The sequence below is a fragment of the Vibrio sp. 10N.222.52.B12 genome, assembly GCF_002875385.1.
GTDB classification, from domain to species: Bacteria; Pseudomonadota; Gammaproteobacteria; order Enterobacterales; family Vibrionaceae; genus Vibrio; species Vibrio jasicida.
The window spans coordinates 1-16,607 of record NZ_MDAW01000141.1 but is presented as its reverse complement, the minus strand read 5'-3'; the positions used below and the strand labels follow the sequence as shown (position 1 = coordinate 16,607).

General features: G+C 44.0%; 12 protein-coding genes and 1 pseudogene. 8 read left to right on the top strand and 5 right to left on the bottom strand.

What is annotated here, in order from left to right; translation table 11 throughout:
• Together BCT11_RS20130 and BCT11_RS20125 are read left to right on the top strand one after the other, a co-directional pair.
• The gene (locus tag BCT11_RS20130) at positions 1-564 is read left to right on the top strand and encodes an OmpA family protein (RefSeq protein ID WP_102389101.1); all 564 of its coding nucleotides are present in this window, start codon (positions 1-3) and stop codon (positions 562-564) included.
• Between the two features lie 195 nt (positions 565-759).
• On the top strand, positions 760-1,293 hold the full coding sequence (locus BCT11_RS20125) for a chromosome segregation ATPase (protein ID WP_241909039.1): 534 nt from the start codon (positions 760-762) through the stop codon (positions 1,291-1,293).
• 800 nt (positions 1,294-2,093) lie between these two features.
• On the opposite strand, the gene BCT11_RS20120 is transcribed toward BCT11_RS20125, so the two are convergent.
• Positions 2,094-2,300, bottom strand: coding sequence for a hypothetical protein (locus tag BCT11_RS20120; RefSeq protein ID WP_038867526.1), 207 nt, complete (start codon positions 2,298-2,300; stop codon positions 2,094-2,096).
• Between the two features lie 271 nt (positions 2,301-2,571).
• Here BCT11_RS20120 and BCT11_RS20115 point away from each other — a divergent pair, with 271 nt between their 5' ends.
• Entirely contained in the window at positions 2,572-4,092 is a 1,521-nt protein-coding gene (locus BCT11_RS20115; protein ID WP_102389099.1) for a DUF1254 domain-containing protein, read from the top strand.
• Between the two features lie 99 nt (positions 4,093-4,191).
• On the opposite strand, the gene BCT11_RS20110 is transcribed toward BCT11_RS20115, so the two are convergent.
• Positions 4,192-5,094, bottom strand: coding sequence for a LysR family transcriptional regulator (locus tag BCT11_RS20110; protein WP_102389098.1), 903 nt, complete (start codon positions 5,092-5,094; stop codon positions 4,192-4,194).
• Between the two features lie 342 nt (positions 5,095-5,436).
• Here BCT11_RS20110 and BCT11_RS28160 point away from each other — a divergent pair, with 342 nt between their 5' ends.
• On the top strand, positions 5,437-5,574 hold the full coding sequence (locus tag BCT11_RS28160; protein ID WP_009704374.1) for a hypothetical protein: 138 nt from the start codon (positions 5,437-5,439) through the stop codon (positions 5,572-5,574).
• Between the two features lie 62 nt (positions 5,575-5,636).
• Here BCT11_RS28160 and BCT11_RS20105 read toward each other — a convergent pair whose 3' ends face one another.
• Positions 5,637-7,397, bottom strand: a complete 1,761-nt coding sequence (locus BCT11_RS20105) for a sigma-54-dependent Fis family transcriptional regulator (protein WP_102389097.1) — start codon at positions 7,395-7,397, stop codon at positions 5,637-5,639.
• A 248-nt stretch (positions 7,398-7,645) separates the two neighbouring features.
• On the opposite strand from BCT11_RS20105, the gene BCT11_RS20100 reads away from it, so the two are divergent.
• The 4 genes from BCT11_RS20100 (at position 7,646) to BCT11_RS20085 (ending at position 14,438) form a co-directional block, all read left to right on the top strand.
• Positions 7,646-9,166, top strand: coding sequence for an aldehyde dehydrogenase family protein (locus tag BCT11_RS20100; RefSeq protein WP_102389096.1), 1,521 nt, complete (start codon positions 7,646-7,648; stop codon positions 9,164-9,166).
• Positions 9,167-9,438: 272 nt separating this feature from the next.
• Positions 9,439-10,209, top strand: a complete 771-nt coding sequence (locus tag BCT11_RS20095; RefSeq protein ID WP_102389095.1) for an efflux RND transporter periplasmic adaptor subunit — start codon at positions 9,439-9,441, stop codon at positions 10,207-10,209.
• On the top strand, positions 10,206-13,253 hold the full coding sequence (locus tag BCT11_RS20090) for an efflux RND transporter permease subunit (protein ID WP_102389094.1): 3,048 nt from the start codon (positions 10,206-10,208) through the stop codon (positions 13,251-13,253). Before BCT11_RS20095 ends, BCT11_RS20090 begins: the two co-directional genes overlap by 4 nt.
• Positions 13,254-13,466: 213 nt before the next feature.
• Positions 13,467-14,438, top strand: a complete 972-nt coding sequence (locus BCT11_RS20085) for a TAXI family TRAP transporter solute-binding subunit (RefSeq protein WP_102389093.1) — start codon at positions 13,467-13,469, stop codon at positions 14,436-14,438.
• A gap of 138 nt (positions 14,439-14,576) precedes the next feature.
• Here the strand turns inward: BCT11_RS20085 and BCT11_RS20080 are convergent, their stop codons facing one another.
• Positions 14,577-15,680, bottom strand: a complete 1,104-nt coding sequence (locus BCT11_RS20080) for a porin (protein WP_157939364.1) — start codon at positions 15,678-15,680, stop codon at positions 14,577-14,579.
• 26 nt (positions 15,681-15,706) lie between these two features.
• A pseudogene (locus tag BCT11_RS20075) lies at positions 15,707-16,528 on the bottom strand (aromatic amino acid transport family protein); the annotation flags it as partial.
• Positions 16,529-16,607: the final 79 nt, after the last annotated feature.

Sequence of the window (16,607 nt, the reverse complement as noted above, 5' to 3'; positions counted from 1 at the left end):
ATGAAAAAATTATTATCAATCGCGATTATTTTTACCTCAAATGTCGCACTCGCTAATTGTATTAATCATAACGAAAACTACGTAAGCTCTAAAATTCTTAAAAGTTCCGAAACCAAAGTCACTCAGGTTGTTGGTAAGTTAGCAGTGACGTTAAATGAAGAACGCTCTATTGTAAAAGATAAGAGAGTAGTTAAGGTTGAAGGGTTGAATGCGACCGACAGCTGCACCTTTGATAAAAACTCGATGTCGTTGATCCTCAACTATGATACTGATAAATACCGTTTAACAAACACTCACAAACAAGCGATTTCACAATACTTGGAACTGGTTGACGAGGGTACTCGTGTTCTTGTTGAAGGGCATACTGATGAAGTCGGTTCTCAAGCTTATAACAAAGGTTTGTCTGCTCGTCGCGCGAATGCCGCAAAAAAATACCTGAAACAAGGGCTGGGTCTAGGAAACAGGATTGTTGAAAAGGCATTCGGTGAGTCTGCGCCGATTTGTAAGGTAAATGAAAACAAAGTATCTGGCTGTAACCGTCGAGTTGTATTAACGATAGACTAATGTGTAATCCACTATTTGCTGTTGTCATCATAATTTTTATGTGCTCACTATTAAGTGGGGTTGTTTAGTAAAAGAGCTTGGTACTTACCAAGCTCTTTTATTACTGATATTTATTAGGGAATAATAAATGTCTATTTCATTTTTAAATCATTAATAGATAGCATTTAATTTTATTTTTATACAACGATAATTAAAATGTCTATTTCTCGATGCTTTATCGCTTCTACCTTTTTTCTATTCATTAACCACTCAGTATTTTCAGCGGAACTCGTTATTGGACCAAGTATGAGTTCGCAGCTAGAAAGGATGATATCAAACCCTTCTATTAAGAAGGACGTATCCGATTCATTGTTAGGGGTCGACGAGAATCATAATCACATCCGTGACGACGTGGAAGCTGTGTTTAAAGCACTCAAAATCAGTGAAATTAATCACGATTTTCTTTTGCGTTACGTTCAATATTCTTCAAGCATTTTGCAACACGACTTTTCGAGTAACGATGCTGATAATCAGCTCTTGGCATACGAGATCTACAAAGACTACCGTTATGTCCGACATTGCTTTAAAGAAGCTGGGGTTGATGGTAAAGATCTTTATGATGCGATACATGCGGTAAATCGATTGATGTTCAATACCGATGCTCGAATTGTCGCGTACCTGAACTACGAAAAGTACATCGACATAAGTATCATGTATGAAGGCATAGCGTATGATTGTAAAAATAGATAAAGGAACTAAAAATTGAATAATAAAATATAATCAGCCAATAAACTTTAATTACAACAAATTAAAGTTATGATTGTGTTCATGTGGGTTGTCTACGATTATAAGTATCATTTAATTGAAAGTTGTCATGTATGAATTCATCAGGTTTTATAATTATTTTTGATGTGAGATGTTCTTCACATGGTACTTGGCTGTTTCCGCAAAGCGAGCGTTTATGATAGCCGTACTTCTTTTCCTATGCTCATTTAGTATCTGCCCACAATCAGCATTAACTGAGTGTGTAAGTGTATCATCTGCATGAACAGGGGCGAATTAGTTAACATTCAACAACGGTTTCTGATGAATTTAATTCTGAGAGTTGTCGTTGAGGCCTGAAGGAGTTCGCTTAACCTTTATCTAACTATGACTACTAGAGCGTTGAGCTTCTTTCGTTTAGCTGGCTCTTTGGGCGCATCGTATGATAATGATTTGTATAAATGAGTACTACTAGTCTTAAGTTTATCGTTATCACGGGTAACTGCTCCCAGAGTTAAGCAATTAGCGCATTCTGCTTGTGGAAATTTAAGATCACAAACAGCGGAGGTGAGAATTTAGATTTGTTCTTTTTCATGTCTCAAGTAAGTACAGTGGCTAGAAACACTTACTCAATGAGCGTTGAAGGAGAAACCCTAGAGCCGAGTATCGTATTTTCTGTCAATTAGTGACTGGTGGCAGGTTATTATTGGAGCTTTTATATCTCAACACTCCCGTTGCATCAAAGGTCTAGTTTGATTGCTAGACCTTTGTCAACATTCCGAGAGCGCCTAAGCGCTCTTTTCTTTTACATTGCCTTTTGGGTGATGGCCGAATTTGTCATTCAAGTAGAGAAGAGCACTGACGAAGAGAGCCACAACGGAAACCGTAAAGAGGGCATACATACTTAATACCCAAGCGAATGTGGCTGTCAGAAAGGCAATGAAGGAAAACATTCTGCTGAATGACATTACATGACCTAATTTTTTACTTTTCATAACGCCTCCCAGAGCTGAGTGGGTAGAGCCAGAGTGCTTTCACTCCGCATTTGCATTGTCTCTTTTTTGCTCAGAAGATACCCAAAAAGTAGGCTAAATATTTCTCAAAAAAGATTAAATATTGACCTGGTAGACAGTTTTCAATCGCCAATTGTTGTGAGTTTCATTGCATAATGCTTAGGACAGCATTTTTGATTCTGTTGAGCGTCAAAAATGATTTTTATCTTTGACTAAAGTAAATGCATCCCAACTGAAAACGCAGGAAACTCTTATGTTAAAGACTCAACTTAAACGTGTCGCATTGATTACCAGCCTATTGGTTTCATCATCAGTGATGGCAAGCTCTGGCGCTTACAACACTGACATTCCATCAAGCATCATGACACCTGATAAGGTTGAAACCAGCATTGGTGCTCTGAATTTCAAGGATGGCGTGCCAAGCCAACAAACCATGGATACGCTGTACAACAATCTCGATACCATGCGTGCGACAGAAGTGTTTATGAACGCGATTCCTATGGCCTCTATGGAAGCGTTGAGAGTCGGGCATGAGAAGATGGGGCTAACCAATTCAAATCAGGTGATGCTGTTTGATGATCTGATGGATTCAAACCCTCTATTTTTAACGGGTAACACGGATACGGTTTACGCATCGGCGTTTCTTGATTTAGAACGTGATGGTCCAACGGTTGTGGAAATCCCGCCGGGCATGGGACCAACCACAGTGAATGATGCCTTCTTCCGTTTTGTGACCGATATGGGCGTTGTAGGTCCAGATAAAGGTCAGGGCGGTAAATACCTCATCTTGCCACCAAACTATGAGGGGCCAGTACCTGAGGGTTATCATGTTTCGCAATCGACAAGTTATACCAACTGGTTTATTGCGCGTGGCTTCCTGAAAGATGGTAAGACGGATGCAGCGGTTAACTCATACCACACAGGTTTGAAGATTTACCCACTGGCGAAGAAAGGTGAACCACCGAAGATGGAATTCATCTCAGGTAGTGGTAAGTCCTTCAATACTATCCATGCGAACGACGACCATTTCTATGATGAAATCAAAACGGTGATCGACAAAGAGCCGATTGAGTTCATCGACCCTGAAATGCGTGGTTTGATTGCGACTATCGGTATTCTGAAGGGCAAACCATTTGCACCAGATGCTCGCATGCAAAAGATCCTTGAAGATGGTGCTGCGATTGGTAATGCAACGGCACGTGCACTGATGTTTAACCCACGCACCGAGAATGCATATATCTGGAACGACCGTAACTGGAAGACCGCATTTATTGGCAACGATTACCAATGGCTAATTGAAGAAGGCAACGGTGGGCGAAACCTAGATGCACGTACCTATTTCTTCTACATGGCAACGGTTAACACGCCTGCAATGGCATTGAAGATGGTAGGTAAAGGATCGAAATACGCGATTGTCGATAAGTCTGCACAGGGTGAGTACTTTGATGGCGGCAAGAATTACAAACTGACGATTCCTGCTAATGTGCCAGCGAAGAACTTCTGGTCTGTGGTGGCTTACGATACGCAAACACGTTCGGAGCTACAAACGAGCCAACCGTTCCCAAGCAAGAACGACAAACGTGATGAGATGATTGAGAACTCAGATGGCTCGATTGATTTGTACTTTGGTCCGAAAGCTCCAAAAGGCAAAGAAGCAAACTGGATTCAAACCGTACCTAACAAAGGCTGGTTCACCATCTTGCGAGTATATGGTCCACTAGAACCTTGGTACGACGGTACTTGGAAACCAAGTGATATCACCGAGGTTAAATAAGATAAGAGCTTAAGTCCTAGAAGCGGAAGAAGTAAGCCGACCTGTTTATTGGTCGGCTTTTTTGTATTCGTTAACGATGTGGCAATTGAATTTAGTGGCTTAGCTAAGCGCTCGTTTAATAAAGGCTTCTACTTGAGCAATGATTGGATGTTGGTAGAAGGCACGATGGTACTGAATACCAACGTCAAACATCATAGGTTTACTTTCTAACTTCAAAGGCAATCGACGAATGCCTGGGGGCAACTCTTGGTCTTCGATGTACATACCGACAAATACATACGGACTGACTTTGACGCAATCTAGCGCAGCACTCATGGAGGAGACAGTCAGTTTTTGTTCTAGATTCACGCCAGTTAACTTACGCATTCGCTCGTAATAAGCGCTCACATCGAGTGAGCCCATTGAGACGCGCACAGTATCCAGGTTCTCCATATCGCTCAGCTCAATTTCTTGTTGTTGACTGAGTGGGTGTTGATCATTGACGTAAGCGAAAATCGGCACTGAGCTGACTTTGCGTTCTACCATCCTTTCATTGAGTTCATTTGGAAAACCACCAATACCAATCGCGACAGCACCACGTTTGGGTGTTTCTATGCTTTCAATCGACCAATCAATAAAGGCGATCTTAGGCTTTTGTTCTTCTGTTGTGAGGGCGGTGACCAAAGGAATCGTCAACATAGCAGAAAGAGGATTGATAATACTGAATAGGTATTCGTTAGCATGCTGATTCGCATTGTAGCTTTGTGCCAGTTGCGGTATCTGCTCAAGTTGTTCTAACGGCTCGCTTATGGCTTCACATAGCTGTTGGCAAAGGAGAGTGGGGGTGTAGAACCCTTTCTCTGCATTGAACAGTTCGTTATCAAATCGCTGGCGACATTCGGCGAGTTGTCGAGTAAAAGTCGCTTTGCTGATGTCGAGGGTGTGGCACACTTTTGCCTGCGTTTTCTGCTGGCTGAGCAGATAAAGAAAGCGATACAAATTTAAATCAATGGTATTTTTCACGAAGTAAGCGCCTCAAAACATTGAGCTTTAAGTATCAACGCCTTTCATCCTCTGTTCCAATAAAATCTGAATCATTTTTTTCTTTTGTGACATAGAGTTAGCTCGTAAGGGTATGGTGTATCAATACTGATATCGAAACTAAGATTACGTAAAAGATGAAAAACAGTGTTAGGTAAGCCTTTGATCTCCTCCTATAATTAGCTTGCATATGGAGGATGTTTAGTAGACAAACATCCTCTATTTTTTGAAACCTACAACAAGGAACCGGCATAAGTCGTTTTTGCTGGTGTTGTTTACATTTACCAAGAAGGTGATTTAACACTATTAATTGAGGTTCTTACGATGACTCTTAACAAGTACTTTGTTTTCATTCCGGCAGATATGGATCAGGAAACGCACAAGGAACAGAAAGTGAACTCTGAAACGGAAACTCAACGTCAGGCATTAGTAAAACAGGCGCAGCAAGAAGGCGGACTGTAAGGCTAGGTTTCAAAATAAGAAGAGCACCCCAAGAGGTGCTCTTTTTTATCTCTCACACTTCATCATTTCAACATACCAAGGCTCTTGAGCTTGCGATAAATGGTATTGCGGCTCAAACCCAACATGCGTGAGGTTTTGATGTTGCCTTGGTTTGCTTGGTAGGTTTTCACCAACTTATCTTCCACAGTCGTACGCATGTCTCTGGTTTTTGACGTATCCACTTGTTCGATAACGTTTGTTCGGCTTAGCTTTTTGGCAAGGTGGTTCGGTACGTGGCTAAGCTCGAGTTGCGCTTCTCCTTGTGCCATCAAGGCTGATACTTTTATTAAGCTGTCGAGCTCACGAAGATTCCCCGGCCAACCATAGCCCAACATTAATGACAGTAGGTGAGGGCAAATGCTTTGTTCAGACTCGGCGTGACGACGATGAATGTTCTCAATCAGTGCTTGTTTGTCGCTACGCTCTTGGAAACGAGGCAATTCGACGATGAGTCCGTTTAGGCGGTAATAAAGATCCTGACGAAATGCACCTTGTTCAACCAATCGCTCTAAGTCTTTGTGTGTTGCGGCGATGATCTGTGTATTAACTTGGATGGTTTGGTTAGAGCCGACAGGCAACACGGTTTTGTCTTGGAGCACATGCAGCAGTCGACTTTGCGCTTCTAATGGTAAGTCTGCGATTTCATCTAAGAACAAGATGCCTTTGTGTGCTTGACGAATTTTGCCTTGGTAGCCTTTGTTGTTTGCTCCGGTGAAGGCTCCTGCAACATAACCAAACAGTTCGGATTCGACCAAGTCTTTCGGTAGCGCGCCGCAGTTCACCGAAACCAAGGGGCCGTTCTTTCTCTGGCTGTTTTTGTGCAGAGCTTTAACAAACTCATTTTTACCTACGCCTGTTTCGCCAAGGATCAACAAGCTAATGTCTTTGTCGATTACGCGATTGGCTTGTTGCCAGCAGTGCTCGACGGTGGTGTCACCGTAATGCAGGTCATTCGAGGCAGAAATAGCACGAGATGATGTTTTTCGCTCCGATAGTGGCTGAGTTTTGAAGACTAAAGATTGGTTACTGGCAGAGTCGTCAAGTATGGAGGCGAGTTGTTGTCCAACAACATTGGTTTGATCCAGCAGTTGTGAGGCAACTTGGTTATGAGCCAGAATCTGACCCTCCTCATTGGCAATGATGATGCCTTGCCAACCGCTATCCAGTAGACCTTGCTCACAAGCTAAATCAACTCGAATGTGCCCTTGAGGGATTTGGTTGAGCAGTTGGTTCTCCACTTGCTGAACCATGTTTTGCACTAAAACCTGTGTTGAAAAGTCATGCTTCTTTTGTTCACTGGTGATGTCCAGAACCCCAATCAAGTTACCTAAATGCTCAAAGATAGGGCTTGCCGAACAACTGATGAAACGATGATGTTGTATGAAGTGTTGGTCACCAATCACAGAGACAGGCTTTGCTTCCACTAATGCTGTGCCAATGGCATTCGTACCTTTTAGCTTTTCTTGCCAGCATGCTCCAGAACTGAGTGCAATCTCAGTCAACTTTTCACGGAATTTGGGCTGTCCCCAGCTTCCAATGATCACGCCTTCCGCATCGGTCAATATTAGGCGACTGTCGCTGTGAGCGAATAGCTGGTTAAACAAGGGAAGAGCGAATTGTTTGACCGCATCGATCAAGAAATTGAGTTGGTGGCGTCTGTCTTCAAGAAACGCGGAAGTCACGCGAATATCGTCTGGTCGACGTCGCTGTTTTAAACCGGCTTGCTCACTTCTGTCCCATGAAGTGGAAAGCCAATTGCTGTTGGTAATGTGTTGAAGTTCCATGACTGTACCATTTTGTCACAGTGAGGGTGTGCCATTTTGGAACACTTGAACACTGGTGTTCACACCATACATCCGCTCAAACGTCACTCACTTGGTTTGTTATCGCTTGGTAATCATAGTTTTACATTTAATTAACAACAAGACGCGCGTTGTTGGCATGTGACTTGAGTAATGAAGTGAACAACATAACTGAGTTGAACACTCGGTTGTTTAAAACAAAAAACTGAACGAGAACAAAAGGAAGAGTTATGATTTATGCACAGCCAGGTAGTGAAAATGCCATCGTTAATTTCAAATTGCATTACGACAACTACATCGGTGGCGAATGGGTAAAACCAACGGGTGGTGAATACTTCGACAATACATCGCCAATCAATGGTCAAGTGTATTGTAAGGTAGCTCGTTCCGGAGAAGCAGACATCAATCTTGCACTTGATGCTGCACATGGCGTAAGAGCGCAATGGGCGAAAACCAGTGTGACTGAACGTTCGAACATCCTACTTAAGATTGCAGATCGCGTTGAGCAACACCTTGAAGAGTTGGCTGTGGCAGAAACATGGGAAAACGGCAAACCCGTCCGTGAAACATTAGCCGCAGACTTGCCTTTGGTCGTCGACCATTTCCGTTACTTCGCAGGTTGTATCCTCGCTCAAGAAGGCAGTGCGGCCGAGCTAGATGAGCATACCGCAAGTTATCATTTCCCGGAGCCGATTGGGGTAGTTGGGCAGATCATCCCTTGGAACTTCCCAATGTTGATGGCGGCTTGGAAGTTGGCTCCAGCGTTGGCTGCGGGCTGTTGTGTTGTGCTAAAACCTGCCGAACAAACGCCGACTTCGATTCTCGTTCTGATGGAGAAAATCGGTGATCTTCTGCCTGCTGGCGTAGTGAACGTAGTCAATGGCTTTGGCTCAGAAGCAGGGCAAGCACTAGCGACCAGTAACCGAATCGCTAAGTTGGCATTTACGGGTTCAACAGAAGTCGGTAACCATATTCTGAAATGTGCCGCAGAGAACCTTATTCCATCGACGGTTGAGCTTGGTGGTAAGTCTCCGAACATCTACTTCCCAGATGTGTTTGATCATGAAGACGAATATCTAGATAAGTGTATTGAAGGCACTTTGCTTGCGTTCTTCAACCAAGGCGAGGTGTGTACCTGTCCATCACGTGTGTTAGTGCATGAGTCTGTGTACGACAAGTTTATCGCTAAAGTTGCGGAGCGCGCGCAGACAATCAAGCAGGGTAACCCACTCGATACCGATACTCAGGTTGGCGCTCAAGCCTCGCAAGAGCAGTTCGATAAGATCCTGAGTTACCTAGAAATCGGTCGTCAAGAAGGCGCGAAAGTCGTGTTTGGTGGCGATGTAGCGAAACAAGAAAACGACTTGGAGCAGGGCTACTACATTCAACCGACTTTGTTACAAGGTCACAACAAGATGCGCGTATTCCAAGAAGAGATCTTTGGCCCAGTCATCGCAGTGACCACCTTTAAAGATGAAGCGGAAGCACTAGCGATTGCCAATGACACGGAATATGGCTTGGGTGCAGGTGTGTGGACGCGAGACCAAAACCTTGCTTATCGCATGGGACGAAACATCGAAGCAGGGCGTATTTGGATTAACTGCTATCACGCATACCCAGCACACGCTGCGTTTGGTGGTTACAAGAAATCAGGTATCGGCCGTGAAACCCATAAGATGATGCTCGATCACTACCAGAATACGAAAAATTTACTCATTAGCTACGACGTCAATCCGTTAGGCTTCTTCTAGAGCTAAAAATAGAAAGCACATTAATTACAAAGCCCTGTATCGTTCAGGGCTTTGCTCATATCTGCTCACCACAGTCATTAAGACTCACTTTTTTTCCACACCGCCACTGATAATTTATATATCAAGCATCAATGAATAAATGCGTTAACTGTTGGCTTTGCTTTTGGTTAATGCCTTATTAAACATCAATGACTTGTATGTTCAACTCAGTGGCTCCTTTCGGACAGAACAATTACACAAGTCATTTGGTTCATCGGAAATGAGATAACTAAATGAAAAAAAGAACCATATTAATACCCTTATTTCTCCTATCAAGTGCAGCTCATGCAGCGAGCGATTACGTTGTTGGTCAATTGATTCCTGAAAAAAGTGTCGTGGTAAAAAGTGAAGTCGTCGGCGTGGTGGACTCTTATCGCTACGATAACGGTGATGTTGTGACTCAAGGGCAGGAGCTATTGTCTCTGTCCTCAGAAGATTATGCATTGAGTTTGGATTTAGCCCGTAACGAGTTAGAGGTGAGTCGTGCCGAGTTGGATATTCAAGAGAAACAACTAAAACGTTATCAATCCCTACTGAGCAGCAATGGCGTCTCGGCAAGTGACGTGGACAACCAAATTCGTGTGACTAACATTGGTCGAGCTCAATTCAACGTAAGTAATACTCACTACAAAATCGCCGCACGAACGCTGGATAAAGCTTCTCCTGATGCGCCTTTTGATGGAGTCATCATCAATCGCTCTGTTGAGTTAGGCCAGTTCATTTCGGTGGGCGATGCGCTCTTTACCATCGCTGATATGAAGCGATTGAAAGTGCGTTTTCATCTGTTAGAGATTGATTTCAACAAGTTCAGCAAAGGCGAGAAGGTTAAGGTCGAAGTGCCTTCTGTTGAGCAAACACTAGATGGCACCATCACTTTGCTTTCTCCTGCTTTCCAAAACAGTGAACCGGGCTTCCTTGTCGAAGTGACGGTCGATAACGCCAACGGCGAGCTTAATCCGGGCATGGAATCGTACGTGTATTTCAATGATCAGGAGGCCATGTGAATTTCTTCTTAGATTTGCTCTCTCACCGAAAGTTTGCGTCTAAAATCCTGACTATTTTGATCATCAGCATTGGTGCCCTTACTGCCTACAATCTTCCCCTTGCTGAGAAGCCTCGATTTGACTTAGGAAAAGGCGATATCGTTACGGTTTACCCTGGTGCCAGTGCGAAAGACATTGAGAGCAACATCACCAGTAAAATTGAGAAAGAACTGCTGTCTATTTCTGGATTGAAAGAGTTCACCTCCACGTCGGAGACTGGTGTGTCAAACATCAGTGTGGTGTTGGACAGCAATGTCTCTGATCCGAATGCGATTTACCAAGACATTCGAGATGCTCTGGCAAGGGTTACGGATTTACCTGTTGGTGTGACCGAAGCACCAACCTTGTCGATCAAAAAGTCGTACAGTTTGGATTTCATGGTGGTCGGAATCTCCGGTGATGTTGGTTATAAAGCGCTGCGAGATAAAGCCAAAGACCTAGAATTAGCTCTGCGACGGGTCGAGGGGATTGGTGAAGTTTACACCGTCGATTTACGTGCGCCGGAGTTCTTAATTCAACTCGAACCTATCTCTTTAAGACGTTACGGCTTAACGCTCGATCAAGTGGCGGCATTGATTGTAGAGCGTAATACGCTGATCAGCGGTGGTCGTCTAGAAACCTTAAAGAACAATCCAGAACTGATGACCTCTGCCGAGCTGGATAGTATTGAAGAGCTGCGTGAAATGTTCATCTCATTCAGCCCAAATATTCAGCTTAAAGACGTTGCAGGTCTCATTGAGGATGGGTTTGAAAAAGGTGAGGTTTATGGCTCAATCAATGGTAATAAGAGCATTCTTTTTGACTTAAGAACCAATGAAAGCGCGGACGTTATTAGCACCTCTAACGCGGTGAAAGCTCTGATTGCAAATCAGCAAAAACTGCTCGGTGACAAATACACTATCGCCATCGGTTCTGATTTGTCTGAAGACATCCAAGAGAAAGCGCGCATCGTGCAGGACAACGGCTTGGTTGGACTTGGTTTGGTGCTGATTACGTTGGCACTTTTCCTTGATAGACGCATTGCATTTTGGGTCGCGGTTTCTATTCCCGTATGTATCTTCGGCACGCTGGCTTTGCTGCCTCCTTTCGATCAGATACTCGACGTGTTCACCATGTCCGCCTTAATTTTGATCGTCGGAATTATTGTCGATGATGCCGTGGTGGTGAGCGATAAAATCGTCGCATTAGTTGAAGAGGGTTATCCGGTTGATAAGGCCGTCACACAAGGGGTGAAGAGTGTATTCCCAGCGGTGTTGGCAAGCATTTTATCGACCATTATTGCCTTTATACCTTTGCTCTTCTTGCCGGGAAACTGCGGCAAATTGGTGTATGTGATTCCGCTTACGGTCATCATTGCGTTGTGCTTTTCGTTTATCGACGCGCTGTTCTTTATTCCTGCTCATTTAAAAGGCATTTTGAGTAAGAAGAGTCAGATAAAGAAAAAGCCATTTTTAGATTTAAGCGCACTGAATCGTTTGATTGAATTTGTCATTCGAAACAGCAAGGTCGCGTTGCCATGCATTACAGTAGTGATTCTGACTTTAGGAGCGATTTCATATAAGAGCTTAAGCTTTTTATTCTTCCCAACAGACGGCGCGTATTTGATAGAAATTAGTGCTGAATCAAATCCAGAGTTAGATTTGGATGATGTCTGGAAAGAAACACAGCAGCTCGAAGCGCTGATCAAAAGCACTGAAGAGGTGAATTATTGGTATGGCGAAGTGAGCTCACCAAATAGCTATTGGGTGATTTCATTGACGCCACCAAACAGCCGAACAAGAACCGCAGAACAAATCGTCGAAGAGTGGGAAGAGAAAGCCACGCAAATTACTGGGTTGGCTCAAATTGAGTTCGATATTGATGGCGGCGGTCCTCCGGTAGGGCGTCCGGTGGATTTGCGTGTTGTTGGTGGTACGGATGAAGGGCGCGAAAAGCTTGCTAATGACCTGACAGCGTACATTGAATCATTAGAAGGGACGAGCCGAGTACGACGTGATTTAAATGCACCAGCACCACAGATTCAAGCTGAGCTGCAGCATCATTGGCTCAAGTACTACGGCATCAGTGCCAACAAGGTCGGGGATATCATAAAGTTTGCGATTGACGGTCAACGCGTGACGCGGATCTTTAATGGTGAAGAAGAAGTGTACTTCCGAGTCGCGCTAGAAGAAGACGACAAATCCTTAAAAGAACTGGATAACATTCTAGTTCGTGCCAGCAATAACAAGCTGGTGCCATTAAGTGAGCTGGTTCGCTGGAAAAATGCCGATGCAGAAGCGCAAATCAAACACTTTAATGGTGAGCGAGTGATTCGTGTGTCGTCAGGTGTCGATTCGACCGTGACCGATCCAGTTGCCGTTTTTGCTGCGGTTCAAGAAGCTTTTGCCAATAAAGAATACGGCGGTGCTTCTATTATTGCGACCGGGCAGATCTTAGAAACACAAGAAGCGCAACAAGGTTTTATGATCGCGATTAGCGTGGCGTTTATTGGTATTGCGTTGCTTCTGATTCTTCTGTTTGACCGAATGCGTGAAACCTTAATTGTGTTGACGGTGATTCCATTTGGCATCGCAGGCGCGCTGTTCATTCTGTTCTTACATAATCAGGTGCTGAGCTTTTTCTCTATCATCGGGATGATTGCCTTGATTGGTATTATGGTGAACAACAGCTTGGTGCTGATTTGGCATTTCAAAGAACACGAAGCGGAATGTGACGACGCTAACTTGTTGGAGTTTGTCATTCGTGGAACGCAAAGCCGCGTAAGGCCAATTACCTTAACTACAATCACAACCGTTGCAGGGCTTATTCCGCTTGCGTATGGCTTGGGTGGTTACGATAACTACATGTCACCGATGGCGCTGGTGGTCGGTTGGGGCTGTGTGATCTCAATGATTGTCACACTTACCGTGATTCCATCCATTTATCTATGGACACACAGGAAAGGGAATCAAAGTGTATCCGCAGTCAATGACAACAGCGAGGAGAGAACCTTAGCGACCGACTAAGTACGCTGGAAACACCGGACAGCCCGTAGGCAAACTCTGCGGGCTTGTTACTTTGGACTAAAACTAAAGTCGTACGCGGTTCATAATTGCTTACCGATCAATGCCTTTTGCGACGTGGTGATAATTCTCAGGATGTGATCTCGAACGTTATCAACTTGTTAACGGTTGCTATACTTATCTGGCCATAAACAAAGGAAAAAATAAGGACGTTCAATGTTAAAGCTCAAGCAAATTGCTGTCGCGGCTTCTCTGGCTGCACTAAGTGCAAGTTTTTCAGTTTCTGCTAAAGATACGTTCGTAACCATTGGTACGGGCGGTGTAACTGGCGTGTACTACCCAACAGGTGGTGCTATTTGTCGTTTGGTGAACAAATCACGTGCTGACCATGGCATCCGTTGTTCAGTAGAAAGTACCGGTGGTTCTATCTACAACATCAATACCATTCGTGCAGGTGAGTTGGATTTAGGTATCGCTCAGTCAGACTGGCAGTACCATGCTTATAACGGTACGAGCAAGTTTGAAGATAAAGGACCTTTCAAAGAGCTTCGTGCTGTGTTCTCTGTACACCCAGAACCGTTCACCGTTGTGGCTCGTAAAGACGCGAACATTCAATCGTTTGATGATTTGAAAGGTAAACGCGTTAACATCGGTAACCCTGGCTCTGGTCAGCGCGGCACGATGGAAGTGCTGATGAAAGAGTACGGCTGGACGAATGACGATTTCAAACTGGTGTCTGAGTTAAAAGCATCAGAGCAGTCTAAAGCACTGTGTGACAACAAGATCGACGCGATGATCTACACAGTAGGTCACCCAAGTGGTGCGATTAAAGAGGCGACTACCTCGTGTGACAGTAACATCGTAACGGTAGCTGGCCCACAAGTTGAGAAGTTGGTTTCTGATAACAGCTTCTACCGTATCGCAAACGTACCGGGTGGTATGTACCGCGGTTCAGAAAGCGATGTACAAACCTTTGGTGTAGGTGCAACGTTTGTTTCTTCAACGGCAGTGCCAGACGAAGTGGTTTACAACGTAGTGAAAGCGGTATTCGAAAACTTTGATGATTTCCGCCGTCTACACCCAGCATTCGCCAACTTGAAGAAAGAAGAAATGGTGAAAGATGGTCTATCTGCGCCGCTTCATCCAGGTGCTGAGAAGTACTACAGAGAAGTGGGTTTGATTAAGTAATTTCACTTAGAACTAATAAAAACGCCATCGTAATTTGCGATGGCGTTTTTGTTTGTATGCTATCTGAACTTGTTGTTATTGAAGTATAAAGTAGAGGCTAATATTCAATACCTTTAGAGGTGGGTTCTCGAACGCTATTTAGAATGCGTAAATGATCGTCATTCCGCTAAGCGTGTCGTCTCTTTTTCCTGCTCCTAATCCATCTTCTTCTGTTGCTCTTACTTCCCCTGACATGATGAATTGTGGTGTCGCGTGGTAGCTGATGCCGAATGAGTAGACATTGCGATTGCCGTTTACCTGTAGCGTTGAGTCATCGAAATCTACGTTAGATAGGTAAATGTAAGGACGAATACCCATTGCGAAGTAGTAGTGTACGTATACGTCATAGGCATTTGCATCAGCGTAAAGGTTGGGTTTACCTGTTGGCGTTGTACCATCAAATCCGTAACCAAACAAATCGGTTTCGTGTGCATTTTCCCCGATCGTATAGGCTGCGGATATTTGGAAGCCTCGGTTTACGTACTTTGCGGCAAGAGTCGTTAGTTCTTGCGAATCACCATCATTTAAACCACCAGAGCTACCTTCCACTTTGTTGCGCATATAGGTAGTTCCAAGGCTCAAACCAGAGTCAAAATCGTAGCTTAGCGCGAGTGCTAGGTTGCTATCCCTAGTCAGCCCACCCATTTGATTGCTCACGTTATTGAAGCCGTATTGAGCTGATAGGTTCAATGCATCAAAGCTATTACGATAAACGACAAGGTTATCACCGCGTGCCGTCGCTAAAAAACCACCGTCTTTTCCATCACTGAATAGTGGTGTTGCGTCCGGATCAAAAACAATGAGGTTATCCATGTATCCCGCTACGTCGTAATAAGCAGAATATTGCTTACCAATTCGTAAGCTACCCAACTCAGTGTGGTTGACGGATATGTAACCCAAACGACTACGGAATTTATCTCCATTTTTATTTCCAAATTCATTCGATGGTGGATTCAGAATTGTGTCCCATTCGAACTTAACGTCCGTAGACCACTTGTCATTGAGGGTACGTGCTACACCAATGTTCAATGTACTGCGACTTGTGTTAAAGAAGTGGTCAAGAAAATGAACAGGTTGGAAGTAGTCCATGAGAAATGCACCACCAATATCGACTTTGTTTACTTCGTCTTCATAAACAGTTACCGAATAAGCATTGTTAGAAAGTAGAACCGTAGAAGCGACAATAAGTAACTTAGTTTTCATCTTAAACTCCATTTCAAAATCTCTGTTTATTGGTTAATAAGGGTGGGTAGGAGATCCATCATCGACATGAAGTGGAAGGTGGCAGTAAGCAAACCAAACAGAAGCACCATGACGATCATTGTGTTGCCAAACGGGGTTTTAAATCCTTCTTGTCCACCTTCGAGTTGACGAGTTTTATAAACAAGTAAAGCCGGGATAAAACAAGTCCATATGGTTGCGGCAGCGCCTGCGTATCCAATTGCTAGGACAAAACCAAATGGGAATAGTAGGGATAAGAAGAGTGGGGGAAGGAAGGTTACGAGACACGTTTTGGTTCGGTCTTGCCGCGTATCTGAAAACTTGAAAAAGTCAGCAAGGTAATCAAATAGCCCTAGTCCCACACCGATGAAAGAAGAAAGAATCGCAGCCATTGAAAAGGCGTTAATCGCGTTGGACACCTTATCTGAGTCAATGACGGAATCTAACGCGGCAAGTAGTGTTTCGACGTTTCCGCCTTGCTCGATTACGGGAATAAACTCAGAACGAGGTAAGTTGCCATTAATACTCACTAGCCAAAGCACGTAGAGTGTGAATGCGATGCTGGTACCGCCGAGAATCGCCAACTTGGCGTGGTACTCACATTTGTAATAAGCGCGCATAGTCGCTACCGAGTGATGGTAACCGAAGGAGGTTAACGCTACGGGTAGCATCGCTAAAGCAAAAGGCGCGTAATTTGTTTCTTTACTGATATGGTCAAACAATATGTTGGTATCAATATTTATCGCTAAACCTGATACACCAAATATAAAACTCAATATCATGAAGATAATCAGAATGACTGAAATTCTGTCTACCGCTCGTGTTGAATGGCTTTGTTGCGTAATTCCTTTTCGAGCCGAGCAGCCCTACTTAGATTGATATTTAGCCAATACGGCAAGTTTTAGGCAT

Bases quoted from the DNA above. Each gene is read 5' to 3' on its own strand.
- BCT11_RS20130 (WP_102389101.1), top strand. From the start codon at position 1: ATGAAAAAATTATTATCAATCGCGATTATTTTTACCTCAAATGTCGCA.
- BCT11_RS20095 (WP_102389095.1), top strand. From the start codon at position 9,439: ATGAAAAAAAGAACCATATTAATACCCTTATTTCTCCTATCAAGTGCA.
- BCT11_RS20115 (WP_102389099.1), top strand. From the start codon at position 2,572: ATGTTAAAGACTCAACTTAAACGTGTCGCATTGATTACCAGCCTATTG.
- BCT11_RS20120 (WP_038867526.1), bottom strand. From the start codon at position 2,300: ATGAAAAGTAAAAAATTAGGTCATGTAATGTCATTCAGCAGAATGTTT.
- BCT11_RS20125 (WP_241909039.1), top strand. From the start codon at position 760: ATGTCTATTTCTCGATGCTTTATCGCTTCTACCTTTTTTCTATTCATT.
- BCT11_RS20080 (WP_157939364.1), bottom strand. From the start codon at position 15,680: ATGAAAACTAAGTTACTTATTGTCGCTTCTACGGTTCTACTTTCTAAC.
- BCT11_RS20085 (WP_102389093.1), top strand. From the start codon at position 13,467: ATGTTAAAGCTCAAGCAAATTGCTGTCGCGGCTTCTCTGGCTGCACTA.
- BCT11_RS20100 (WP_102389096.1), top strand. From the start codon at position 7,646: ATGATTTATGCACAGCCAGGTAGTGAAAATGCCATCGTTAATTTCAAA.
- BCT11_RS20105 (WP_102389097.1), bottom strand. From the start codon at position 7,397: ATGGAACTTCAACACATTACCAACAGCAATTGGCTTTCCACTTCATGG.
- BCT11_RS28160 (WP_009704374.1), top strand. From the start codon at position 5,437: ATGACTCTTAACAAGTACTTTGTTTTCATTCCGGCAGATATGGATCAG.